24 protein-coding genes are annotated in these 22,996 nt (G+C 39.3%); 9 read left to right on the top strand and 15 right to left on the bottom strand.

What is annotated here, in order from left to right; all coding sequences use genetic code 11:
* Positions 1–128 precede the first annotated feature (128 nt).
* The 5 genes from AC0IWT_RS14905 to AC0IWT_RS14885 form a co-directional block, all read right to left on the bottom strand.
* Positions 129–626 (bottom strand): hypothetical protein, encoded by a 498-nt coding sequence (locus tag AC0IWT_RS14905; RefSeq protein WP_471797758.1) that lies wholly within the window; start codon positions 624–626, stop codon positions 129–131.
* A 577-nt stretch (positions 627–1,203) separates the two neighbouring features.
* Positions 1,204–2,799, bottom strand: a complete 1,596-nt coding sequence (locus tag AC0IWT_RS14900; RefSeq protein ID WP_471797757.1) for a M28 family metallopeptidase — start codon at positions 2,797–2,799, stop codon at positions 1,204–1,206.
* Positions 2,800–3,053: 254 nt separating this feature from the next.
* Positions 3,054–3,851: an ABC transporter permease gene (locus tag AC0IWT_RS14895; protein ID WP_471797756.1), complete on the bottom strand. Its 798-nt coding sequence runs from the start codon at positions 3,849–3,851 to the stop codon at positions 3,054–3,056.
* Position 3,852: 1 nt separating this feature from the next.
* Positions 3,853–4,761: an ABC transporter ATP-binding protein gene (locus AC0IWT_RS14890; RefSeq protein ID WP_471797755.1), complete on the bottom strand. Its 909-nt coding sequence runs from the start codon at positions 4,759–4,761 to the stop codon at positions 3,853–3,855.
* Between the two features lies 1 nt (position 4,762).
* A complete protein-coding gene (locus AC0IWT_RS14885) occupies positions 4,763–5,023 on the bottom strand; it encodes a hypothetical protein (protein WP_471797754.1) in 261 nt (86 codons plus the stop codon).
* Between the two features lie 247 nt (positions 5,024–5,270).
* On the opposite strand from AC0IWT_RS14885, the gene AC0IWT_RS14880 reads away from it, so the two are divergent.
* Entirely contained in the window at positions 5,271–6,299 is a 1,029-nt protein-coding gene (locus AC0IWT_RS14880; protein ID WP_471797753.1) for a sensor histidine kinase, read from the top strand.
* 61 nt (positions 6,300–6,360) lie between these two features.
* Positions 6,361–7,110, top strand: a complete 750-nt coding sequence (locus AC0IWT_RS14875) for a LytR/AlgR family response regulator transcription factor (RefSeq protein WP_056869511.1) — start codon at positions 6,361–6,363, stop codon at positions 7,108–7,110.
* Here the strand turns inward: AC0IWT_RS14875 and AC0IWT_RS14870 are convergent.
* From AC0IWT_RS14870 to AC0IWT_RS14860, 3 genes are all read right to left on the bottom strand, one after another.
* Positions 7,107–7,859, bottom strand: coding sequence for a lysophospholipid acyltransferase family protein (locus AC0IWT_RS14870; protein WP_471797752.1), 753 nt, complete (start codon positions 7,857–7,859; stop codon positions 7,107–7,109). The genes AC0IWT_RS14875 and AC0IWT_RS14870 overlap by 4 nt on opposite strands.
* A gap of 175 nt (positions 7,860–8,034) precedes the next feature.
* A complete protein-coding gene (locus AC0IWT_RS14865) occupies positions 8,035–8,589 on the bottom strand; it encodes an NUDIX domain-containing protein (protein ID WP_471797751.1) in 555 nt (184 codons plus the stop codon).
* A gap of 93 nt (positions 8,590–8,682) precedes the next feature.
* On the bottom strand, positions 8,683–11,175 hold the full coding sequence (locus tag AC0IWT_RS14860; RefSeq protein ID WP_471797750.1) for a TonB-dependent receptor: 2,493 nt from the start codon (positions 11,173–11,175) through the stop codon (positions 8,683–8,685).
* A 215-nt stretch (positions 11,176–11,390) separates the two neighbouring features.
* Between AC0IWT_RS14860 and AC0IWT_RS14855 the strand changes: the two genes are divergently transcribed.
* Positions 11,391–12,317, top strand: a complete 927-nt coding sequence (locus tag AC0IWT_RS14855; RefSeq protein WP_471797749.1) for a 2-hydroxyacid dehydrogenase — start codon at positions 11,391–11,393, stop codon at positions 12,315–12,317.
* 98 nt (positions 12,318–12,415) lie between these two features.
* Here the strand turns inward: AC0IWT_RS14855 and AC0IWT_RS14850 are convergent, their stop codons facing one another.
* Complete coding sequence (locus AC0IWT_RS14850) at positions 12,416–12,892, bottom strand: GNAT family N-acetyltransferase (RefSeq protein ID WP_471797748.1); 477 nt, start codon at positions 12,890–12,892, stop codon at positions 12,416–12,418.
* Between the two features lie 130 nt (positions 12,893–13,022).
* On the opposite strand from AC0IWT_RS14850, the gene AC0IWT_RS14845 reads away from it, so the two are divergent.
* A complete protein-coding gene (locus AC0IWT_RS14845) occupies positions 13,023–13,499 on the top strand; it encodes an OsmC family protein (RefSeq protein ID WP_471797747.1) in 477 nt (158 codons plus the stop codon).
* 107 nt (positions 13,500–13,606) lie between these two features.
* On the opposite strand, the gene AC0IWT_RS14840 is transcribed toward AC0IWT_RS14845, so the two are convergent.
* Together AC0IWT_RS14840 and AC0IWT_RS14835 are read right to left on the bottom strand one after the other, a co-directional pair.
* Complete coding sequence (locus AC0IWT_RS14840) at positions 13,607–13,996, bottom strand: hypothetical protein (protein ID WP_471797746.1); 390 nt, start codon at positions 13,994–13,996, stop codon at positions 13,607–13,609.
* A gap of 24 nt (positions 13,997–14,020) precedes the next feature.
* Entirely contained in the window at positions 14,021–15,484 is a 1,464-nt protein-coding gene (locus AC0IWT_RS14835; protein WP_471797745.1) for a M1 family metallopeptidase, read from the bottom strand.
* A 284-nt stretch (positions 15,485–15,768) separates the two neighbouring features.
* On the opposite strand from AC0IWT_RS14835, the gene greA reads away from it, so the two are divergent.
* Positions 15,769–16,242: a transcription elongation factor GreA gene (gene greA, locus AC0IWT_RS14830; protein WP_047798983.1), complete on the top strand. Its 474-nt coding sequence runs from the start codon at positions 15,769–15,771 to the stop codon at positions 16,240–16,242.
* Positions 16,243–16,312: 70 nt separating this feature from the next.
* Positions 16,313–16,711 carry an HIT family protein gene (locus tag AC0IWT_RS14825; protein WP_471797744.1) on the top strand — a complete coding sequence of 133 codons (399 nt, stop codon included), beginning with the start codon at positions 16,313–16,315 and terminating at the stop codon, positions 16,709–16,711.
* Between the two features lie 54 nt (positions 16,712–16,765).
* On the opposite strand, the gene AC0IWT_RS14820 is transcribed toward AC0IWT_RS14825, so the two are convergent.
* Positions 16,766–17,614, bottom strand: a complete 849-nt coding sequence (locus tag AC0IWT_RS14820) for a hypothetical protein (RefSeq protein ID WP_471797743.1) — start codon at positions 17,612–17,614, stop codon at positions 16,766–16,768.
* A gap of 168 nt (positions 17,615–17,782) precedes the next feature.
* On the opposite strand from AC0IWT_RS14820, the gene AC0IWT_RS14815 reads away from it, so the two are divergent.
* Together AC0IWT_RS14815 and AC0IWT_RS14810 are read left to right on the top strand one after the other, a co-directional pair.
* A complete protein-coding gene (locus AC0IWT_RS14815; protein WP_471797742.1) occupies positions 17,783–18,406 on the top strand; it encodes an RNA polymerase sigma factor in 624 nt (207 codons plus the stop codon).
* Positions 18,403–19,596, top strand: a complete 1,194-nt coding sequence (locus AC0IWT_RS14810) for a porin family protein (protein WP_471797741.1) — start codon at positions 18,403–18,405, stop codon at positions 19,594–19,596. The genes AC0IWT_RS14815 and AC0IWT_RS14810 overlap by 4 nt, the downstream gene beginning before the upstream one ends.
* A gap of 1 nt (position 19,597) precedes the next feature.
* Here the strand turns inward: AC0IWT_RS14810 and AC0IWT_RS14805 are convergent, their stop codons facing one another.
* The 3 genes from AC0IWT_RS14805 to AC0IWT_RS14795 form a co-directional block, all read right to left on the bottom strand.
* Positions 19,598–20,479: a pirin family protein gene (locus AC0IWT_RS14805; RefSeq protein ID WP_471797740.1), complete on the bottom strand. Its 882-nt coding sequence runs from the start codon at positions 20,477–20,479 to the stop codon at positions 19,598–19,600.
* A 156-nt stretch (positions 20,480–20,635) separates the two neighbouring features.
* Positions 20,636–21,736 carry an NADH:flavin oxidoreductase gene (locus AC0IWT_RS14800; protein WP_471797739.1) on the bottom strand — a complete coding sequence of 367 codons (1,101 nt, stop codon included), beginning with the start codon at positions 21,734–21,736 and terminating at the stop codon, positions 20,636–20,638.
* Between the two features lie 11 nt (positions 21,737–21,747).
* Positions 21,748–22,050: an ArsR/SmtB family transcription factor gene (locus tag AC0IWT_RS14795; RefSeq protein ID WP_056869524.1), complete on the bottom strand. Its 303-nt coding sequence runs from the start codon at positions 22,048–22,050 to the stop codon at positions 21,748–21,750.
* Between the two features lie 174 nt (positions 22,051–22,224).
* Here AC0IWT_RS14795 and AC0IWT_RS14790 point away from each other — a divergent pair, with 174 nt between their 5' ends.
* Positions 22,225–22,803 carry an RNA polymerase sigma factor gene (locus AC0IWT_RS14790; RefSeq protein WP_471797738.1) on the top strand — a complete coding sequence of 193 codons (579 nt, stop codon included), beginning with the start codon at positions 22,225–22,227 and terminating at the stop codon, positions 22,801–22,803.
* Positions 22,804–22,996: the final 193 nt, after the last annotated feature.

The following is a 22,996-nucleotide window of genomic DNA, read 5'->3' as shown; positions in this document are numbered from 1 at the left end:
GCGTTATTCGCCAAAAGATACTCTTGTCTCTGATTAGAAAAATAAGGGCAAATATCAGACAAGCGAATTCGATTAATGAATTCACGGAAAATAGTTTAAGCATATTTTCCTCTATTAAATAATACTGTTCATAGTTTCATCAATTCGCTTCCATCGTCGCACATTGCCGGACATAAATCTGCTCTGTTACCGGGGTCGGTTGGAATTGGTTCGCTACCGTATCTAGGTTTTGCCGATATTAAGGCACTCTTATGCCCATGACCATGGCCTACTTTTTCTGCGAAGTAATCTGTTCTGGCCTTACCATCAATAACTTTTGTTACCACAAAAAGTAACGTATTCATTTCTGCATAGCTATCCGGCACCTTGTCGCCATATTCTAATTTATTGATAGACTCGATTATTTCACGCGTGTATCTCCCAAAATAAATGCGTACTCCATCGCCATCAAACTTTGCTACTTTTTCTGCCAATTGGGCAATCTGCTTTGCCGGAAACCAGGCGGCCTCTGTAAAACTTCCTTTATCACCCTGCTGACTTTCCCGGAAAGCGGCAGTCATTTTTTTTGCTATGTCAACAGGAATAGTGTTGTTTACACCATCTCTTGTACGGGGATTTTTGATCATGATTTGTTTGGGATGTATATAAGTTAAAATTGGGGATAATTACCCAGTTTATCAACCGTTAAATCACCCTGTTTAAATACCGTAAAAATACCCTGTAAAAAAGGGTGATTCCATCCTGATACTATTTTGGGTTTGATGATAAATTTGGATAAACAAAACAAATAAATAGTATGATATTCTAGCCAGCATAAATAACTGGTTCAATTGAACCAAACCTTTTAATGCAGGAGAATAACCTATACAGCACCTTTGAAACAAACTTTCCTATTAAAAATTTAACAAAAAATATTGCTGTTTCAGCACGACTCTCAAATACCTTAATTTAAACAGCTTATCAGGTCATCAATTAATTGATGACCCTGATGTAGCTGGTACTTGTGTAATTTAAGCGCTTTCAGTAGCCATTAATACTATGGAAAGGCAGATAAAGATAAAGCTCTAAAATAACGTTGATACCTCAGAAATAACAGGTTCAGTCTCTCAAATTTTTAGCTGTTTTAGGATTTATGAAAAACAATCCAAAGAAAAGGTCCCGATGTAAATCGGGACCTATCTTATTTAAAGCCATTTTTTAAAGCTAGTTACGTGCTGGTGTAGCCGTTCCTGTAGCGGCTGCTGCTGGCGCAGCAGGCAATTCTTTTCTAGGTATTTGTGCGTCGCGTTGTGAAGTGTTGTAAACAAATGATGCAACAATCGTCGCGGCCTGTTTCAAATCATCTTCAACAAGTCTGTCGTAGGTATCCATATTACTGTGGTGCGTACGTGTGTTGTAATCCATCGGGTCTTGAATAAACTGAAAACCAGGTATACCTACGGCATCAAAGGCCTGGTGATCTGTACCGCCGGTATTGCTGGCTGTAATTGTAGTTGCGCCTAAATCTGCAAAAGGGGTTAGCCAGCTTTTAAAAATCGGGCCTGCCGCAACATTACCTTGCAAATAAACGCCTCTGATTTTGCCTGTACCGTTATCAAGATTATAGTAAGCCGAGATTTTTTTCTGATCTGGTGTTAAAACCATCGTTTTTGGGTCGCCGAAATGCTTTGCAACATACCCTCGTGAGCCAAATAATCCTTGTTCTTCAGAACTCCAAAGTGCAATTCTGATTGTGCGTTTTGGTTTGAAGTCGATGGTTTTTAAAATACGCATTGCTTCCATCATTACTGCAGAACCGGCAGCGTTATCGGTAGCACCTGTGCCTGCATGCCATGAATCGAAGTGACCGCCAATCATCACCAACTCATCTTTAAGTTTCTTGTCAGTTCCCGGAATTTCGGCAATTACGTTGTAGCCCTGTGGATCTTGGTCGTAAAATGATGTTTTAATATCTGCCTCTAACTCTACAGGTTTGCCCGCACGGAGTAGGCGTAAAATGTGCAGATAATCTTCAGCTGCTACCTCCAACTCGGGTGAAACTGGTTTAGCATCCAAAGCGTAAGAAGCACCGTTACTGGTAAAAAATGTGCCTTGGCCACCACGTGCGTATGTTAAAATTAAGCCTACTTTTTCTTCTACTAGCATTGCGCTCATGGCCGCACGAACTTCACGCATCTTCATCATCTGCGCCATCATGTTATTAGCACCACCCGGGCGAGGGCCTCTTGCAGCGCCGGCTACAGGAGGTTTAGCTTCAGCCATTTTTGCCAAAGTTGTGTCTGCATAACGAGAGAAATCAGCTCTGATGCCACTTTGCAATGGAGCGCCCGCATCCATCATAACAATTTTACCGCTAAGTTTGCCTTTATATTTAGCTAAATCTGCAACACTATCGGCCTTAATTAAAACCACACCCGATTTGATAGGGCCGTTTGTTCCCGGTGTCCAAGCTTTCGGCGAGGCAATAATTGCATGATAGTATGGAAGGGTGGTAGCGGCATAATATTTATCTACCTGCCAGCCTTTGCCAAAAGTGCCCCAGGCTTCTAGATGTGCATTTTTTAAGCCCCAGTCGGTTAGTTGTTTCATTGCCCATTCCTGCGCTCTCTTTAAGCCTGGTGAATTAGAAAGGCGTGGTCCGTTTGCATCCGTAAGGTTGAATGAAATGTCCATTACCTTTGAGTTTTCTAAGCCTTCTTTTCTAATTTTTGATACAATTGCGGCATCAGGAGTTTCCTGTGCAAAAGCATACAGGCATAAGCCCAAAGCAAATGCTGTGGTTGTAAATCTTTTTATCATTTTTAGTTAGGTTTGATTTATTTTCATCTAAAAATAACTTTAATTATAAATTAAATGCTTTTACCATGAGATTTTTACAAGATTTTGCTGGCGTTTAGGTTTTTATCCTTTCATAGTAGCAAAAACCGTGGTAATTTAAACCTTATTGAAACGAAAAGCCCGCAAGCCCGGTTCTTCATCGGGAGCGGACTTGGAGAGAAAAGAAGGACGTGCTTAAGTTTTAGCAGACAATTGCTTTTCAAAAGAAACTCCTGCTATTTTATGCTTTTTTTGGATACAATAAAGTAGCCGATAATAAAAAGTACAAGCGCATATATTAAACTGGTATAAATTTCTTTTGTAAAAATCTCAAAAGCCAACGGGTCGCCACCAGGTTTTACTTTCGTTATTTGTAAGGCAAGTGCAGGCAAACTGTAAGGAATTAAATATGCATATTGCCAGTTTAAACTTGCTGTAACAATGCCCATAATGGTTCCGATGAAACCTACGCCCATCGGTTTTAAGAAATCGGCCCAAATTAAACTCAAAATAAATTGAAGGGATAAAATACCCAGCGATGAAAGAAAAAGTTTGGTGTAAGAATTAATTAACACGGTTGATGGGTTATACTGATTAAAGGTATATTTTGGTACCAGCGCCTGAAGTAAATAACCGAGGCCAAATGTTAATGCAGCAAACAAAGCCAGACAAATAAATATAAGCAATACTGCATATAAATATTTGGCGGCATAGATAGAGAATTTATTTAATGGCTGAGCGAACAGGGTTTTCCAGGTGTCGTTTTTGTGTTCTATATTGTTTACAGAAAATGCCATGAAGATTACGTAGAAGGGCATTATCAACATGCCCATAACGTTAAGGGTTGCGCCGCTGTATCTTGCCCATAGCATTAGGCCCGGGTAACCCATTTTTAGTATTTTATCTGAATTGGAATAGAAGCCGAAAGTTACCAGACTACAAATTACAACAGGAAGCAGGATTGCAGCCCAGAAGGCGAGTGTTTTTCTCGATTTGTAGAATTCTGAAAAGATAGAAATGTATAATGAGCGCATGTTAATTATTTTTTGTGATGTCTAGAAACAAGTTTTCTAAATCTTTTCTTTGCTGATAAAGGCTGGAAACCGTAAAGCCATTTTGCACAAGGAGCGTATTTATTTCGCCGCTATTTTTAGGCGAAGCGAATGGAACAATAATTTTTTTAGCTGTTGATTCTAAAACTTCGAAGCCTGAAGCCGATAAAAGTTTTGCGGCACTTTCTATCTGATCTACTTCGATTTCGAGCATTGGTTTGCTGAGCAGATGCAACTCGTTAATGGTGCCCTGAAATAATAAGGAACCTTTGTTAATGATGCCAACATGCGTTGCCGTGCGTTCTATTTCTGCCAGTAAATGACTGGATACAAGTATTGTTTTATTGTGTTTGGTGGCCAAATCTATCATCAGGTTACGAACCTCAATAATACCATTAGGGTCTAAGCCGTTTGTGGGTTCATCTAATAAAAGCAATTCGGGATCGGAAACCAGTGCCAGTGCGATTCCAAGTCGCTGTTTCATGCCTAGCGAGTATTTACTGGATTTTTTATTGGCAGCTTCTGTTAAACCTACAAGCGTCAGCATGTCATCTGCTTTGCTTTTTTTAATGCCTAATAAAATGCAACGGTTAATTAGATTTTCTTTACCACTTAAATGGCCGTAAATGGCAGGTTGTTCTACCAATGCGCCCACTCGTTTTAAGGTTGCAATCCGGTTGCGGTTAATTTCTTTTCCAAAAATAAAGACCTGGTCAGCTGGCGACTGAAGCAGGTTTAATAATATTTTTATTGTTGTGGTTTTGCCGGCACCATTCGGCCCCAGAAAACCATATATACTGCCGTTTGGCACTTGTAAGGATAAATCTTTAACAACGGTTTGGTTACCGAAGTTATAGGTTAACCCAACAGTTTCGATTGCGAAATTGCTCATACTATTTAAAAATAGCAGTTGCTTGTTTTACAACAGATGTTGAAGTTTTAGCAGGCTTAACTACTATTTCACCATTTGCATTTTGGTTTGTATTGATAGTAAGTGAGAAAACCATTAACATAAATACTGGCAATAATAAAAGTAAAAATGGCGAGGTGTTGGCTAACTTTTTCATAATCGGTTCATTTAGTTTAAGAGCGGTGAAACTTTCAGCGGTAATTGATAGTTGATTTTTCGATGTGTTTACTGCTGACGTTTTCATAATTGTTTCGTTTTGATGATTCAAAGAAACACAAGAAAATAACGCTGCTAAAATCTATTATACCAAGTGTTCAAGATTATAGATAAACTGGCATTTTTGGCGTTTGTCGATAAATTTTGGCCATTGGGCCGTTGGTAGAAAAAAAAAGCCAGTTGGTAGATTGTGTAGTTAAATGCAACTTTCTTTATTTATTTTGGTTGCATCATTTTTTGTAGGTCTGATAACCTACATTCCTATAATTTTAAATATGAAAAGTAAAGGACCGCTTATATTGCATATCATATTCTGGGGGGTAATTCTTATAATTATCGGCCTGGCTTTGTTCTTAGAAAAGGAGCCACATACGCTAAAGGATTATATTCTATCGTTTGGGGTGTTAGGGATTGTCAATGTCTCGGTATTTTACATTAATTATATTTTTCTGATTCCGGAATTTATTAAAAAGCGTAAAAGATATTGGCTTTTTGTAGTATTCTTTATTCTATTAATTGCTGCTGCGGCATTAATAAAAATCGTTATAGCTGTTTTAAATCCCGAAGAACTCTTAAAGTATAGAATGGATGGTAAATTGCGGGAATTCTCTGTTAATGCCTTTGCAATTAATAGCATTTTTTCTTGTGGTTTTTTTCTGGTTAGCAGTTCCATTATTAGTTTCATTATCGATTGGTTCTCCAGTCAGCGTGTACAACGTAATCTGGAAAGCGAGCGCCGTGAAATGGAACTTCAGTTTTTGAAATCGCAGTTAAACCCACACTTTTTATTTAATTCACTAAACAACATATACTCTTTAGCTTATCAGAAATCGGATAAAACGGCCGATGCCATTATGAAACTTTCTGAGATTATGCGCTACATGATTTATGAAAGCAACACGCCAACGGTTTCTTTAAGTAAAGAGGTAGATTACCTTAAAAATTACATTGAGTTACAAAAAATCAGGTTTAAAGATGGCGCCTTCGTGGAAATGACATTAAACGGCGAAATTGATGATCAGAAAATTGTTCCACTGATGTTAATCTCTTTTGTTGAGAATGCATTTAAACATGGCGTGGTTACCGACCCGCAGGAACCCGTTAAAATTGACATTATTGCAAATCAGAAAATTTTGCATTTCAGCGTTATCAATAAGAAAAATAACCAAAATAAAGATGCTCAGGGTGGGGTGGGTTTAACGAATGTAGAACGCCGTCTTCAGTTGATTTATCCTGACAGATATAAATTAAATGTTGTAAATTCGGCTACTCATTATACCTGCGAGTTGATGATTGATATTTAAGTTTCGAACCAACTAACTAAATTTACATATCTGTTTTACTAAATTATAGCTGCTACTAAAAATGAACTTAAACTGTATTGTTGTTGATGATGAGCCGTTAGCGCTTGATATTTTGGAAGATTATATATCCAAAGTACCTTTTTTAACAATGGTTAAAAGATGCGAAAACCCGATTGAAGCTTTACAAATTGTTCAGGGTGGCGGTGTAGATCTTGTTTTTTTAGATATCCAGATGCCAGAGCTTACCGGCATCCAGTTTCTAAAAATTGCCGGCAACAAATGCCATTATATTTTAACCACGGCTTACCCGCAATATGCCTTGGAAAGTTACGACCTAAACGTTTCTGATTATCTTTTGAAACCGATAGCATTCGATCGTTTTTATAAAGCTGTAGAGAAAGTACATAATCAGGCAAAACCTGCAGATGTTGGGCCACCGCCGATACAGCCGTTGGTAACTGCAGCCCCATTCTCGGGTAGTCCGAACCCGGTGCAGGATTTTATTTTTGTTAAAACAGAACACAAAATCCAAAAGATTTATCTGCACGACATTTTATATATCGAAGGATTAAAGGATTACATTTCTATTTTTACAAAGGATGAGCGAATCATTACGCTGCAGAGCATGAAGAAAATGGAAGAAGCGTTACCTCAAAGTCAGTTCATAAGGGTTCATAAATCTTACATTGTTGCGGTCGACAAAATTGAAAGCATAGAACGTAGCCGAATTACGATTAACAAGAAAATAATTCCTGTCGGAGATACCTATCGCGATGAGTTTTTTAAAGTAATCGGCAATAAAAATATTTAAGAAACCTGGCTGGTAGCCTGCCCGAGAACTTTTCTAATTTCGGTTTCAACCTCTAAGGTAATTTCATTTGGTGTTTTATCGGCAGGTTCAATAGGTTTTAAAACCGTCCACCGTAAAGCGTTACCTGTTTTAAGCGGGTACATCCCGAAGCGAACAATTTTCCATGAGTTTTCTATCGCAACTGGTACCACCAAGGCATTTGGAACCGCTTTTAATAATGTTGCAATGCCGCCAAACTGAAAGGTTTTTACCTGCCCGTCTTTAGCCCTGGTGCCTTCCGGAAATATTACCGTGCTCCAATTATTTTCTTTCATTCTCCGGCCCAGCTTAATAATTTCTGATATTGCCTGCTTATTATCTTTACGATCGATATTTGCACCACCACCAACGCGTAGGTTTATGGAAATTGACGGAATACCTTTTGTAAGTTCAATTTTGGAAATGAACTTTGCATGATGCCTTCTTAAAAACCATATTAACGATGGAATATCGTACATGCTTTGATGATTGGCAGCAAATATTATTGGTCGGTCTGTAGGCAAATTGAATTCATTTTTAAACGAAATCGAATTTAAAAGAAAGATTTGCGAGTAGGTAAGGAAAAAATTTAGCGCATCAACTGAAATTTTATGGGCCTTGTAGCCAAAAAACTTAATGCAAATCCATTGTATCGGATGAAAAATGCAGAGGCTTAATCCAAAGGAAAAATAAAATAAAGGGGTTAATATGTAGCCGAAAAATTTGCTCATGTGGTTAGTTTAACTGTAGCAAAGATAGAAATATTGTGTGTCGCAATAAAATCAAATGAATTAGATTATTGGGGAAGTGTAAATAAGAGCCTGTCATCATATTCAAGCTCAAAAGCCTTTAACAATGAAGATATTTTCTTTCAAAGTTCTTTGCAAACGGCGTTTTTCCGAGGTTTTACAATTCGTTGTTTATCATCATCAGCTTTGCTTTTAAAATTGCGGCTACACTCATCGAATCTGTAATTTCTCCCTTTAATACCATTTGATAAGCCGCTTCGAAAGGCAATTTTTTAACAACAAGTTGTTCTGTTTCTTCAGGCATTGCAATGCCCTGGATTAATCCTGTGGCAACATAAATGATGCTTAACTCATCACTTACCGAATTTGACAAATGCATTCGCTGAATCTCTTTCCAATGTTTTGCACTCATTCCGGTTTCTTCCAGCAATTCTCTCCTGGCGCTGTCGATAGGTTCTCCATCTAACCTGCCACCGCCTTCTGGTATTTCCCAGCTGTAAGCTTTTAACGGAAAACGATATTGCCCAACCAGCCAGGTATTGTATTCCTCATCCAAGGGCAAAATACCGATAGCGAAATTTTTAAAATGCACTTCGCCATAAATTCCTTCGCCACCGGATGGGTTGATTACCTGATGTTCAGTAATCCTAATCCAGTTATTATCATATTTAACTTCGCTTTCCAGGGTTTTCCAGGGATTAATTTCTTCCATATTGCAAGATAGAAAATTGGTGGCTTTTCAATCGACTTTGCCGGTTTATATAAAAAAAGCGCTTTAAATTTCTTTAAAGCGCTTTAAGATGTTTTAGAATGAACCTTCGTCAGGTCTGTTTTCCTGTTGGTCGTCCTTTTTAGGTTTTTTAGTGTTGTTAAATAATGTTTTCCCGAAACGGTAAGAGAATGTTATGTTTCCCATTGTACCTTGCATCTGGCGTTGAAAATCAACGATGGTTGCGGCATCTTCTGTGGTCATGCTCCATCTACGGGTGTTAAATACATCTCTAACGTTGAAACTAAGCGAAGCTTTTTTGTTCGGGAAATCGTATTTCGCACCACCATCAATGCCGTACATTGCATTACGTTTACCCTGCGCCATCACTTCCGGGGCTCTGTAATCGCCACGAACCTGCAATGATAAATTTTTAACAACTGTTAGGTTTCCTGTAATGTTTGCATTCCAGCTAAAGCCGCTTGTTGTTGCAATATTAAAGCGGTCATCGCCAAAAAATTTGCTTTGGTACAGATTTACGTTTGTGGTAAAGTTTAATGCTTTAATTAAATCGAAACGGCCAATTAACTCTAAACCGCTATTAATCTGGCGGGAAAGGTTTTGAGGTGTGGAGGTAATAATTCCGTTAATATCAGGCGTACTCCTAACCCTTTGGATAACATCATTGGTTTGGCGATAATATAAGCTAGATGTTAAAGTTACCTTTTTAAAATATTTACTGTAGCCTAACTCAAATGAATGCACATCTTCAGGTAATAAATTTGGGTTACCAGCTCTGTAGTTTAGCGGGTCAGAAACGTCTAAAAATGGGTTTGTATCCCAAGGCCTCGGACGATTAACCCGGCGGGTATAACTTAATTGGATGGTATTATCGCCCTTAAGTTTTTGTGTTAAAAATACACTTGGGTATAACCTTTTGTAATGAATGTTTCCGGCGCTGCTTGTGAGCACGTTATTTGTATAACCTTCCAGATGGGTATCCAAACGGGCATCTTCGGCTCTTAAACCCAATTGATATCCAAAATCTTTAATTTGATTCTGATAATTTAGGTAGAGTGCATGCACCTGATCCTTGCTATCGAAATTGTTAATTAGTCTGTTGTTTTGAACATAAATATTCGTTGCATTTAATATTGAATCGGCGTACTGGCCATTATCGCCCAGGCGGATTTGGCTGCGATAACCTGCTTCAATCTTTCCGGCTTTGCCAACAGGCAAACTATAATCAGCCTGGATGTTGTAATTGGTATTATCGCCGGTATTAAAAGTACGCTGAAGGCTTCGGTTAAGATTTATTGCTGCGCCGTTTAAATTTGTAACGTTAGTGTTGTAAGTCTGGTCGTTATCATTTGTGCCATAAGAATAACCAAAGTTAAAGGTTAGTTCCTCCTTTGGTTTTTTAAATTTCTGACTGTAATCAAGATTTAAATCGTAGCTGTTTCCGGTGCCGCTTGTTACGTTATTTCTGTTGCTTAATAAAACGGGGTTCAAAGAAGCGCCCAACTGCCTGATATTAATGGCCTCGTTGCGGTCGTTATCACGGGCATTAAATCCTCCTGATAAACTCAAAACACTCTTTGGCGCAACATAATAATCAATGCCCGCTTTAGCATTATGCCCTTTATCTAATGATGAAGAAACCGTATTCTGGTTCGCGAATACCGTTGAACTTGGAGAATTCTTGTAGGTAATATCCTGAAAACCACCACCAATACGGTTTCCGTAACGGTAGCTGTAGTTTCCGTAAACATTAACTTTGCTATTTTGAAAACTCAAATTGGTATTTGCATTATAGTTATCGCGGTTACCGGCCGTTAAAGCCACCGACCCGTTAAAGCCAAGTTTCGTATTTTTCTTTAGTACGATGTTAATAATACCCGACTGGCCCTCAGCATCATACTTTGCCGAAGGGTTTGTAATAACTTCAACACTTTCAATGGAACTTGCAGGAATAGATTGCAAAATCTGGGCAACGTTTCCGCCCGCTATTAAAGAGGGTTTACCATCGATTAAAACTTTTACACCTGTAGAGCCACGCAAACTCACATTTCCATCCATATCGGTAGATACTGAAGGTACGTTTTGTAATAAATCGCCGGCAGAACCACCTTCGCTCACCAAACTCTGGTCAACAGAGAAAACCTTCTTATCAATACCCATTTGAATGGCCGCCTTCTGCGCTGTAACCGTAACGTCTTTAAGTACATTACCGGCGGCAGGGTTCATTTTTATGTCGCCAAAATTTAGTGTGCCTGTTGCAGCAGTAATCGAAACATTATCTCTTACCATGGTTTGGTAGCCTACAAAACTTATTTTAAAAGTAAAGGTTCCGGTAGGTAAATCGGCCATGGTAAAGGCGCCGTTGATGTCGGTTTGCGCAACTTTAACATTTGCCTTTGTTTCCTTATTAATTAATACAGCTGTAGCAAAAGGGATGGTCTCCTGCGTTTTAGCATCTTTAAGCACACCAGAAATTTTGGCTTTGTTACCTGTTTGAGCAAATAAACTGAAAGAAAGTAGCAAAAAGAAAGTGGCAATTTTTATCGTTTTTGAATGTAAAAGTCTCATTAAATTATAAAAGTTTTAGTAGTTTTCGTAAAGAGTGACAAAGAAACGGCAAGGAAGTTTAAAATAAGTGCCGTAACTATTTTATTACAGCTACTTTACAGTAATATTTTTGTTGTTTTGAAGCGTTAAACCAGGTTCACTTCTATGGGTGAATTATTGCTTTCTAACAGCAATTAGTGCCCCAGTAAAAATCTTAAAATGTTACTTTTGTTATCATGAGTAAAAAAATATTAATTGTTGATGATTTGCATCCGGCGTTTAAAGAACAGGCCATAAGTTTGGGCTATGAAGTTGATGATGAGCCGAAAATTACCCGCCAGGAAACCTTGGAGAGGATTGCCGGTTATGATGGCATTGCGGTTAGAACGAAATTCCGAATAGATGCTGAAATATTTTCTGCTGCGGCGAAGTTAAAATTTGTTGCACGTGCCGGCGCCGGTTTGGATAATATTGATGAGAAAATTGCTCTTGAGCGCAACATAAAGCTGATTAACGCCCCTGAAGGCAATTGTGATGCTGTCGGCGAGCATGCGACGGGTTTGCTTTTATCGCTGATGAATAACTTCCGCAGGGCGGATATGGAAATTAGAAATGGCGTTTGGGATAGGGAAGGCAACCGTGGTTACGAACTGAAAGGTAAAAAAGTTGGCATCATCGGTTATGGCTTTATGGGACAAAGTTTCGCAAGAAAACTTGCTGGCTTTGAAGTTGATGTTATGGCTTATGATAAGTATAAAACAGGTTTTAGCGATGCTTTTGCCCGCGAGGTGAGTATGGAAGAAATTGTTAAACACAGTGATGTACTGAGTTTACATATACCGCTTACAACAGAAACTAAGCAGCTAGTTGATGATGAGTATTTCTTCCATTTTAAAAAGCCAATCTTCTTCATTAACACGGCCAGGGGCGAAATTGTGAATACCCAAGCGGTGTTGAATAGCCTTAAATCAGGCAAAGTTTTGGGTGCAGGCTTAGATGTTTTAGAGACTGAGAAATTCCCCGCACTGAGCGAACAAAGCTGGTATGAAGAATTGAAGGGTAATGTGAAGGTTATCTTGACACCACACGTTGGCGGCTGGACATTCGATTCTTACCGAAAAATATCAGAAGTTTTAGCTGAGAAACTGCGAAACCTGACTTAGTTCATTGTTGCTTAAAGCCGTTATGAGGTTACCGTAAACAGCTTAAACTTTGTTTTAAGCAGGTTGGACTTCCAGGTACGTAAGTTGAACGCGACACTTTAGAGAGAGGCGGATGCCTTAGTCCAGATAATTTTTATGGCCGACATTTTTTCGTTCTCCAGTCTAATTTCCGGAATAGTGATAAAATCATTTTTTAAATAAAAGTTTAGCGGCGAATTATAGCTTTCGCCGTTTAATTTCAGCGCATCTTTTGTATCTATAACCCAGGCGGTTAACACATGTTCATCTTTTTTCAAGGCGTTTAACATTGCTCTTCCTTTCCCTTGCCCCTGAATTTCTTGGTCAAGAATTATTGCAAACCATTTTTCTTCAGCTCTGATGAATTTGCAAGCCCAGGCTAATATTTTGCCATTTTCACCTTCCAGTAAGTAGTGAACTGGGTCCGATAAACCAGCCAGGTAATTATCAAAACCGGTTGCATCAGCAAAGTTTAACGATTTTGGATACTCATTATTCCAGAGTCTGAAAATCTGGCTTTTTTGTGTTGAGGTGAGGTGGCAAGTGGGGCTGAGCATAATTCAGGAAATTTTTATCCGAAGGAAGATAATTATTTATACTTCAGCAAAAAAACTTCTTCCACAACCTTTCCTGAATAAATCAATCTTAATTTCTTAAATTGGCAATACAATTCTAACCATTTACATCATGCCGAAAGATCATCAATACAAAACTACGGTAACCTGGACGGGCAATAAAGGCTCGGGCACAATGGATTACCGCTCCTACGATCGCGATTATTTAATTTCTGTAACGGGTAAAGCTAATATTTCTGGTTCGTCTGATTCTGCATTTCTGGGCGATAAATCGAAATACAACCCTGAAGATTTATTGCTGGCCTCAATTTCGAGCTGCCACATGTTATGGTATTTGCACTTATGTTCTAAAAACGAAATCGTTGTTATAGATTATAAAGATGAAGCCGTTGGCACAATGGAAGAATCGGCAGATGGAAGTGGTAAATTTAAAGAGGTAACCCTGCATCCGCAGGTTTTAATAGCAGACAAGGCGCATTTTGAGCTTGCAGAATCGCTTCATCAGGAAGCGAACAAAATGTGTTTCATCGCGAATTCGCTCAATTTTCCGGTGAGGCATGAAGCGAGTAGCAAGGCAGAAAACAGCTGATAAACGGTTGTAGTTTTGTTGGCTTTTAATTAGCACATTGAGCAGTCAAAGCAATTTAATTCAAAAACTTTGGCAAGCTCAATGTGATAAATTTCAGGTATTAAAAATTATTTCACCTCATAAACATTATCTGCAGGTGTGGCATCCATAAAAATGCCCCCATCCAGTTTAATCGATTTTATTTTACGATTTGTATTAACCGTCATCGTGAATTCCTTTTGATTAACTTTCCAAACAGAGGGCGTTTTGTGGATTGTTTCTGTTTTGCCTTCGGTATCTGTTACCAGAATATCAAACGGAATTGCAAAACCGCCTTCATTTTTAATTACGAATGTTGCCTTGCCACTCGAAATCTGCGCTTTGTTTATCGCCAAATCGATGTAGTTATTGGTAAAAAACCAGTTTAGGAAAAACCAGTTTAAATTTTGACCAGAGCCTGTGTTCATTGAATTAAAGTAATCCCATGGAATTGGATGTTTCCCATTCCAATTATTCATGTAGTGGTGAAGTGCTTTTTTAAACTAGTCATCGCCCAGCATATCTTTTAATGCCAGGTAAGAAAGCGAAGCCTTGCCATAAGAATTGTTCCCATAACCAGCACCCGAAACCTGATCAGACATTGAAATTATTGGCTGGTCTTCTTCGGTAGATTTATCGTTAATGTAGCGCTGAACCCTGAATGACTTATAAAATTTATCAGCAGCTTCTTTGCCATGTTCGGCAATGCCGATTAAATATTCTAAAGTGGTTGCCCAACCTTCGTCCATGTATGCATAACGGGTTTCATTAATGCCCATATAGAACGGGAAGTACGTGTGCGCCACTTCATGATCCTGAACCAATTGCGCAAAAACCGGGTCGCCGCTATCAGAATCGTTAACCATCATTGGATATTCCATATCTGCAAAGCCCTGAAAAGCGGTCATTTTAGAGAATGGGTAAGGTACGCCCGGCCAATTGTTAGAGAACCAGTTAAGTGCAAATAAATTATTTTTAACTGAGCTTGGAAAATCTTTGGATTTTACATTATAGGCTGCCTGTGTGCTTACCCGCCTGTTCGCTTTTGCATCAACAATTACGCTTGCTGCATCCCAAAGGTAGGTGCTGCTTAAACCAAAACATACATCGGTAATGTGGTTTGCTTTAAACTTCCAGGTATTCCAGTCGTTTTGTAAAGTAACCTTTCCATCTTTTAACTCCTGTTCGTTCGCAATGTGTTGGATTTCATCTGTTAAATAAGATTTTTTTAACCTTGAAGCAATTTCTGGTTGTAAAACCTCATCAGGATTTAACAAATCGCCGGTAGCATAAACCACGTAGTTTTTTGGTGCTTTAACCGAGAAAGTGTAATCGTTAAAATCGTTGTAAAACTCGCCTCTGTCGGTATGCGGAATCCGGTCCCAGCCGTTGTAATCATCGTACACGGAAATTCTTGGGTAACTGTAGGCAACATATAAAGTTGTGGGGTCAATTTGCCCCTCGCGACCACTTTCCTTTGATAAAGGATAATCCCAATTAATTTTGACGGTGATTTTTGATTTAGGCGGAAGTGGTTTTTTCAGTCGTACGTTACCAACAGTGCCCCAGTATTTCGCATTTACAGCTATGGTTTCCCCATCAACGGAAAAGGCAGAAATGTTTAAACCTGAGCTTAAAAAATCATCACTAACGCTACCATTTCTTGGTGATGCAGGCTTGTGTAAATTGTTCACGAAGCGTATGGCGAGTGTTTTAAGGGTATCGGTGCTGTTGTTGCTGTAAACAATTTCCTCGCTTCCGCTCACCACCTTTGTATCGGCATCCACCTTAATATCCATATTGTATTTACCGTGGTTTTGCCAATAATTTGGGCCTGGCGCACCGTTAGCAGAACGGGTACCATTTGCATAGGCCGCTTTTATGTTTCTGGGCATGTAAAGTTCTTGCGCAGAAACTGCAGAACTTGCCAGAGCAGCCAAAATGGCCAGAGATATCAACTTTTTCATTTTTCTGAATAATTTCGGCTAATCTAAAAATAATGAATGAATTTAGAATGAAGGGAATGGGTATAATTTCCTGGCCGGTTTGCCCAATAATAATGAGTATTTAAAGCAGTATAACTTGATATGGCATTGAAATCTGAGGCTCGAATCACAAAAATCCTGTTCTTTTATTTGCTTTTGTAATTTCCACATTTTATCTTCGTTATAATTGAAGCAAGACTATGTAGGAAACCAACTATGTAGTCTTGTTTGTTTTTTATAGCGTTTGAACAAAAATTAATAGAGCAATGACAGAGGTAACGTACTACACACAAGAGGGGTTAGATAAACTAAAAGAGGAAGTTCATTATCTAACAACAACAGGGCGTCAGCTAATATCTAAAGCAATTGCTGAGGCGAGAGATAAAGGGGATTTATCGGAAAATGCGGAATACGATGCAGCAAAAGAAGCGCAGGGTTTGCATGAGGCGAAAATCTCGAAATTAAAAAATACATTAGCTAATGCCCGTTTAATTGATGAATCTAAACTGGATTTATCTAAAGTTTTAGCTTTATCGATAGTTAAAATCAAAAATGTTAAAAACGGAGCTACCATGACCTACCAGCTTGTAGCAGAAAGTGAAGCAGATTTAAAAACCGGAAAAATTTCCGTTAAGTCGCCTATAGCACAAGGTTTATTGGGTAAATCTGTTGGCGAATTTGCCGAAATTGAAGTGCCTGCAGGTAAAATGCAGTTCGAAGTTTTAGAAATCTCGAGATAAAAATGTTGTGAGTTATGGGTTAATATTAAAATAGCAAACTCTAACTTGTAACCTAACAAACAACCGAACTATGACTATCTTTTCAAAAATTGTTGCCGGAGAAATTCCTGCTCATGTTGTTGCAGAAACTGTAGAATATTTAGCTTTTTTAGATGTGCAGCCACTAACGGCCGGCCACGTTCTGGTCATTCCGAAAGTTGAGGTAGACTACATTTTCGATATGGAAGAAGACCTTTATGTTGGTCTGTGGATGTTCGCAAAGATTGTTGCCAAGGGTGTTAAGGCCGCTTTTCCATGTAAAAAAGTTGGTGTTTCGGTAATCGGACTTGAAGTGCCGCATGCACACATCCATCTTATCCCGATGAACAATGTTAGCGACATGAATTTCAGCAAAGAAAAATTATCGCCAAGTCAGGAAGAACTTGCAGAAGCTGCAGAAAAGATAAAACAGGCTTTGTTAGAAGCTTAATGAATGAGCCGGCTTTAAATTAATAAGCCGACTCATTTCATCGTTTACCTGGTTTTATGGTGCAGCTGCAGGTGCAACAGCAGTTGCTGCATTTAACATTGGCCAAAAGCCTGGCGCCGGGCCAACGCTCGAACCCTTATTATCTCCTCGCTTTGTATCCTGTCCGAAATAATATAGTGGCCATCCTTTATAGGTCATCTGCTTTTTTCCAAAGACATCAATTGTAGAAATCATATCCTTAGTGATAATTGAAGGCAGGCTTTTCAATTCTGCTTCGTATACCGGCCAGATGGTATTGTTACTTAAATCGGCTTTGGTAAATGTATTTTTATTGTTTTTATCAGGAGAAAAAGAATAAAGTGCTCTTCCCGATGCATCAGTAAAGTATCTTGTTAATCCACTACCTTCGGCATAGGTGCTGGTATAAAGTTTTCCGTTTAAACCAATCATTTGTGCATTTGCCAGCATCAAAGAATAGTCTGGTTTGGCAACAAACCATATCCCACCCACACCATCGCCTTTCACATCGCCAGTGGCTACATCATTTTGATAATAATAAAGCGGGTAGCCTTTGTAGGTGTTTTGCTTGCGCCCGTCGGCTCTGGTAATTTCGCCAACATCTGCCGCGTTAAGTTTCAGGTCGGTACTGGCATCGGCGGCATAATATGGTGGCCAAACGGTTTCGCAACCACCCGTACAAGTTGGCAGGCCGGCAACATCACTGGAAAACATATAAAGGGTTTTGCCGGCGTTATCGGTAAGTATTGTGCCAAACTTTGCATCTGTAGCCAGCTGAATACCCTTCTTTGGAACTGAATTATCTGTACTTTTTTTACAAGATGAAGCAATTACCAGGGCAATGCATAACACCGCAAATAGTGATTTTTTTAAGTAGATTAGCATAACGATTTTGTTTAATGTGTAAGATAATCCTGTTACGCCTGCGGAAGCTAAAAGGTTGCCTGGTTGATTAATTAAACCGGAGGGCAACTTTTTAGAAAATGAATTAAATAATTATTTCAGGCAACCTTTTATTTTTTTATCCGTATGATGATTTAGAAAGGAGAATTAGTGATCCCTAATCGCAACAATGAAAATGCTTTAGAAAGTACCATTAACGGATGTATCAGAAATGAACGCGAAGCGCAGCAGACGCTTTACAAACATTTCTATGGCTTTGCCATGGGCATTTGTTTGCGTTATGCAAATAACCGATTGGATGCTGCCGGGATACTAAATGATGGGTTTTTTAAAGTTTTCAGGAATATCGAGAAATACGAAAAGGATAAGCCTTTTAAGGCTTGGTTAGGCCGGATCATTACCAATACTGCAATTGATTATTACCGGTCGAATTTAAAATTTGCAGACCATGACGACATTTCTGATCATGATGAAGTTTCGCAGCAACAATCTGTTTATTCGAAGTTAGCCTATGAAGATTTACTGGCTATTGTACAAAAATTAACGCCAGCATACAGAACGGTTTTTAACCTTTTTGCTATAGACGGTTACTCGCACGAGGAAATTTCAGAGATACTTTCTATTTCTGTCGGAACATCAAAATCTAATCTGTTTAAGGCAAGGCAAAAACTACAGGAAATGCTTGCGCCGCCTCAAACAAATGGTTATGAGCGTAAAATGGTGGCTTTTGACAGAAATAATGTGCGGGTGAATTTTAATACAAACACGAAATGAAAAACGGGAACGACATAGATAAATTTTTTAAAGAAGGATTAGAGGAGCCCGAAATTCCTTTTAATGATGCGCACTGGCAGGCGATGGAGGAGCGGCTGCATCCAAAACCGAAGCGTAGAATTGCCCCGGTAATCTGGTTTACAGCATTAAGCGGTATCGCCGCCGCTTTGGTGATCGTATTTTTTTTAGTGGAACCTAAAAAAGAACGCTTAAACACGAACATCGTGGTTAAAACAAAATTAGAGGATGTAAATGCAGACAAGAGAAACAGCCGGAATGGATTAGGACTGGAGGGTAAGTTGAGCAAGGAAACGCCACAACGTATAGTTAGTAAAAATAAGCCTTTATTTGCTGATGGCAATCGAAATTTAGCGGTTTCAAAAGCAGTTGGCTTTAGCCAGCCGGTAACTTTAGCAAACACAGATTTTGAAGCGGGCATAATGAGTGGCAACCGGTTAGCGCATACGGTGGCTTTAAACAGTTCCGTTTTAGCTGAGGCGCCGACTAAGATTGTCTCGTTAGACGGCAGTAAAAGATTTCCTGCTGATTTTGTTAAGCCAAAAGATAAAGTGGTTTTTAAACGGACGGGGAACAGGCAAAGGTTTGTTTTGAGCATCTTGGCGGCTCCCGATTTAACATCTGTGCAATCATCAGGAAGAAGCAATTTGAGCGGAAGCATTGGCGCCGAACTTACTTTTTCGTTGACAAAAAGATTGAGCATAACAACTGGTGCAGCTTATGCTAAAAAGATTTACGAGTCTGATTTCAGCTTGTATAATCCTAATTCTACTTACGTTTTCAGAACACAGCCCACAAATGTGCGGGCAAATTGCGATGTGTTGGATATTCCCCTAAATCTTAATTTTAAAGTGTTTGAGGGTAAAAGGAATTCGATAGCTGTTAGTACAGGTTTATCCAGTTACCTGATGCTTAAGGAAAAATACAGTTACACCTATAATTCAACTTATCCGGGTCCGGCAGATTACGAAGTTAGAAACCAAAACCAGCACTATTTAGGAATTGCGAATTTGGGTGTAGCCATACAGCATAAAATAAACAACAAGTTCAGCATTAGTGCACGCCCGTTTATAAAAATTCCGTTAACTGATATTGGTTATGGAAACTCAAAGTTGTCATCAACAGGCGTTGCGGTTTCGGTAAATATGAATTTGTTCAAAAAAGCCAATTAGCTTAACGGATGCTTTGTGTAGGTAAAGGCACAAAATCTGTTTCGCCGGGTACAGGTTTGTAACTTTGGTTAAGCCATTTGGTTTTGGCTTCCTCAATTAAAGCCCTGTCGGTAGCTACAAAGTTCCAGTACATAAAACGTTCTTCCGGGAAAGGTTCGCCGCCAAAAATGTAAATTGTTGAGTTTTCGAGCATTTCGAATTCACACAACTTCGCATCGTTGGCAATAAGGATGTGTTTTGGCTCGAAAACATTTCCCTCGCTTGCTATGGCGCCTTCTAAAATGTATAAAGCGCTTTCGCCGAAAAGGTGTTCGCCGATGTTAACTTTTTGCCTCGCTGTACTTTTAATCTCGATAAAATAAAGCGGACAATAAACCGGAACGGCAGATTTTTTCCCGAAGGCTTCGCCAGCAATTAACTTAAACTGTAAGCCGTTTTCTTCCCAATGTGGAATGTCTTTTTCTTCAACATGAAAAAACTCAGGTTCCATTTGTTCTAAAGCTTTCGGCAACGCAACCCAGATTTGTAAACCATGAAGCATTTTATCTGTATGCCTTAAATGCTCAGGTGTTCTTTCTGAGTGAACAATTCCACTACCCGATGTCATCCAGTTTACCTGGCCAGGTTTAATAACCACATTGTTCCCCAAAGAATCTTTGTGTGTAATTTCGCCTTCAAACAAAAAGGTTAAGGTAGACAGGCCGATGTGGGGATGAGGCGGAACATCCAGATTTTCGTGGTCGCTCATAGCCGCCGGGCCCATATGGTCTATAAAGGAAAAAGGGCCAACCATTCTTTTTTCTCTGAATGGCAGCAATCTGCCAACCATAAAATTGCCAATGTTAGCCGGGCGTTCATCTATAATCAGTTTAATGTTCGACATATCGTTTTTTGTTTGATGCTGTGAATTTAAGTAAAAAGTTTAAAACCCGTCATTGCAAAAACTTGAAAGCTTAGTTGCAAGCCTCGTCCGCACACGTTATTTAAGGCACAAAAAAAAGGCACCCCCAACGGAGATGCCTTTATAATGTTTAACTATTTAAACCAATTGTGCCAAAGCTTCTTTAGTAAAGCCCTGAAGTTCGTCGGTTCTGTTCGCTTTAATTTTTTCTACCCATTGTGGGTCAGCCAATAATGGGCGGCCAACGGCAACCAAATCAAAGTCGCCTCTATCCATTCTGCGTACCAACTCATCTAAAGAGCTAGGCTGAGAACTCTGGCCGGCAAATGCACCAAAGAAATCACCGTCTAACCCAACTGAACCTACAGAAATTGTTGCTTTACCGGTAATTTTCTTAGCCCAGCCAGCAAAGTTTAAGTCCGAGCCCTCAAATTCCGGTTCCCAGAAACGACGTTGCGAACAGTGAAAAATATCTATTCCGGCATCAACCATCGGCGCTAACCATTGCTCCATTTCGCTTTCATTCTTAGCCAGTTTATAATCGTAAGCCGAGGGTTTAAATTGCGACAGTCTGATGATTAGAGCGAAATCTTCGCCAACTCTTTTACGAACTTCTTTTATTACTTCGACAGCAAAACGGGTGCGTTCGCCAAGTGTTTTACCACCCCAAATATCTGTGCGGTTATTGGTAGCATCCCAAAAAAACTGATCTATCAGATATTGGTGCGCTCCGTGAATTTCAACTGTATCAAAACCCAGTGCCTTTGCATCTGCAGCAGCCTGACCAAAAGCGGCAATCGTATCTGCAATTGCAGCATCCGTCATGGCCACGCCGTTCTCAAAACCCGGGCTGTTAAAGGTTGATGGCCCTTCGAAAGGTGTGCCCGGCAACCAGCCCGATGGGTGGTTTGCATGAATGCCCTGGTGCCAGATTTGAGGGCCCATTTGGCCGCCTTCTGCATGAACACCATTGATTACATCTTGCCAGGCTGACAATGCCTTTTCGCCATAAAAATGTGGAATGTTTGGGTCTGCAGACGATGATGGCCTGTTTATCACAGTACCTTCCGACAAAATTAAGCCAACCTCGGCCGCTGCCCGTTTTGCATAGTAAGTTGCAACATCGGCTGTTGGTATACCATCTGGCGAGAACGAACGCGTCATTGGCGCCATTACGATTCTGTTTTTTGTATTTAATGTTTTCAGATTAAATGGTCTGAATAAACTATCTGTGTTCATATTGTTAAAATTTATAATTCTGAGTTAATGATTTTGCTTAATTGCGCTATGCCTTCCTGGTTGCGCTTGTAATAAGTCCACTGGCCAACACGGGTTGCTGAAACCAAATCTGCCCGCTGTAAAATGGCAAGGTATTCGGAAATTGTACTCTGAGATAAGCCGGCTTTAATTTGAATTTGCCCAACGCAAACACCAACATTTTCAAAATCGGCGTTTGGTTGCTCAGGAAAATTTAAAGCCGGATCTTTTAACCAATTTAAAATCTGCAAGCGGGTTTTATTTGATAAAGCTTTAAATATTTCTACCTGATCCATGATGCAAATATATATCGGCTTTTCCCGATATACCAATATTAAATTTAAGATTACAAACCTGTGTGAAAGTTGCTGATAAACGTTGTTAAAACGTTTTAAATAAATACGCGATGCAAAATTTTGTTAGGATTTAACTTAAACTAATTCTTACATTCGTTTAATCATTCTAACCAGATGTTTCACTATAAACCATTAACAGACAACGAACTTTTCGAACTTACGCAGGCTGGAGATAAGTTTGCTTTCGAAGAAATATACGAGCGCTTTAATGGTTTGCTATACATTTATGCCTGCAAACTGGTTACTGATAAGGAAGACGCGAGAGATATTGTGCAGGAAATTTTTGTTTATTTGTGGAGCAATCCGGGTATAAAAATCAAAGCTCAGTTATCTGCTTATTTATACACAGCGGTACGTTACAAGGTGTTCGACTGGCTCGATAAAAATAAGTCGAAATCAAACTATTTGCGCTCACTGGAAAACTTTGCAGAACGTGGCGATTGCATAACTGATGATTATATCCGGGAGAAAGAGTTCGCATCAATAATAGAGAAAGAGGTGAGTTTATTACCACCCAAAATGCGGCAAATTTTCGAAATGAGCAGGCAGCAACATCTTTCGCAAAAACAAATTGCAGAAATTCTTCATCTGTCAGATAAGACCGTAAAAAAGCAAATGAGCAACGCCCTTAAGGTTCTTCGCTTAAAGCTTACCTCTTTTATCTCAATTGCAGCCATTTTGCTAATTCGATAGCGGTATACCCGTTTGTGTAAAGCCCTAGCTGGTTTTTATTACATTTTCAGATTCATTTAATTAAAATTTTAAAAATGGTTTGGAAATGTATGGCAGTGCTTTTGGCAGCCTGCATTCCTGCTATCGCTTATAGTCCTCGCTGCGCTGCGGGCTATTCCGCTCTATCCGGTTTAAGAACCAAGGATTTATGCGC

This window comes from Pedobacter sp. AC464 (assembly GCF_979253075.1).
This window is presented reverse-complemented; position numbering and strand designations above follow the sequence as displayed.

What these genes read in the sequence shown, in the direction of transcription:
- AC0IWT_RS14900 (WP_471797757.1), bottom strand. Translation starts at nt 2,799, where the DNA reads ATGATAAAAAGATTTACAACCACAGCATTTGCTTTGGGCTTATGCCTG.
- AC0IWT_RS14805 (WP_471797740.1), bottom strand. Translation starts at nt 20,479, where the DNA reads ATGTCGAACATTAAACTGATTATAGATGAACGCCCGGCTAACATTGGC.
- AC0IWT_RS14840 (WP_471797746.1), bottom strand. Translation starts at nt 13,996, where the DNA reads ATGAATAATTGGAATGGGAAACATCCAATTCCATGGGATTACTTTAAT.
- AC0IWT_RS14835 (WP_471797745.1), bottom strand. Translation starts at nt 15,484, where the DNA reads ATGAAAAAGTTGATATCTCTGGCCATTTTGGCTGCTCTGGCAAGTTCT.
- greA (WP_047798983.1), top strand. Translation starts at nt 15,769, where the DNA reads ATGACAGAGGTAACGTACTACACACAAGAGGGGTTAGATAAACTAAAA.
- AC0IWT_RS14795 (WP_056869524.1), bottom strand. Translation starts at nt 22,050, where the DNA reads ATGGATCAGGTAGAAATATTTAAAGCTTTATCAAATAAAACCCGCTTG.
- AC0IWT_RS14810 (WP_471797741.1), top strand. Translation starts at nt 18,403, where the DNA reads ATGAAAAACGGGAACGACATAGATAAATTTTTTAAAGAAGGATTAGAG.
- AC0IWT_RS14905 (WP_471797758.1), bottom strand. Translation starts at nt 626, where the DNA reads ATGATCAAAAATCCCCGTACAAGAGATGGTGTAAACAACACTATTCCT.
- AC0IWT_RS14850 (WP_471797748.1), bottom strand. Translation starts at nt 12,892, where the DNA reads ATGCTCAGCCCCACTTGCCACCTCACCTCAACACAAAAAAGCCAGATT.
- AC0IWT_RS14860 (WP_471797750.1), bottom strand. Translation starts at nt 11,175, where the DNA reads ATGAGACTTTTACATTCAAAAACGATAAAAATTGCCACTTTCTTTTTG.
- AC0IWT_RS14845 (WP_471797747.1), top strand. Translation starts at nt 13,023, where the DNA reads ATGCCGAAAGATCATCAATACAAAACTACGGTAACCTGGACGGGCAAT.
- AC0IWT_RS14855 (WP_471797749.1), top strand. Translation starts at nt 11,391, where the DNA reads ATGAGTAAAAAAATATTAATTGTTGATGATTTGCATCCGGCGTTTAAA.
- AC0IWT_RS14880 (WP_471797753.1), top strand. Translation starts at nt 5,271, where the DNA reads ATGAAAAGTAAAGGACCGCTTATATTGCATATCATATTCTGGGGGGTA.
- AC0IWT_RS14820 (WP_471797743.1), bottom strand. Translation starts at nt 17,614, where the DNA reads ATGCTAATCTACTTAAAAAAATCACTATTTGCGGTGTTATGCATTGCC.
- AC0IWT_RS14825 (WP_471797744.1), top strand. Translation starts at nt 16,313, where the DNA reads ATGACTATCTTTTCAAAAATTGTTGCCGGAGAAATTCCTGCTCATGTT.
- AC0IWT_RS14875 (WP_056869511.1), top strand. Translation starts at nt 6,361, where the DNA reads ATGAACTTAAACTGTATTGTTGTTGATGATGAGCCGTTAGCGCTTGAT.
- AC0IWT_RS14865 (WP_471797751.1), bottom strand. Translation starts at nt 8,589, where the DNA reads ATGGAAGAAATTAATCCCTGGAAAACCCTGGAAAGCGAAGTTAAATAT.
- AC0IWT_RS14800 (WP_471797739.1), bottom strand. Translation starts at nt 21,736, where the DNA reads ATGAACACAGATAGTTTATTCAGACCATTTAATCTGAAAACATTAAAT.
- AC0IWT_RS14870 (WP_471797752.1), bottom strand. Translation starts at nt 7,859, where the DNA reads ATGAGCAAATTTTTCGGCTACATATTAACCCCTTTATTTTATTTTTCC.
- AC0IWT_RS14890 (WP_471797755.1), bottom strand. Translation starts at nt 4,761, where the DNA reads ATGAGCAATTTCGCAATCGAAACTGTTGGGTTAACCTATAACTTCGGT.
- AC0IWT_RS14885 (WP_471797754.1), bottom strand. Translation starts at nt 5,023, where the DNA reads ATGAAAACGTCAGCAGTAAACACATCGAAAAATCAACTATCAATTACC.
- AC0IWT_RS14790 (WP_471797738.1), top strand. Translation starts at nt 22,225, where the DNA reads ATGTTTCACTATAAACCATTAACAGACAACGAACTTTTCGAACTTACG.
- AC0IWT_RS14895 (WP_471797756.1), bottom strand. Translation starts at nt 3,851, where the DNA reads ATGCGCTCATTATACATTTCTATCTTTTCAGAATTCTACAAATCGAGA.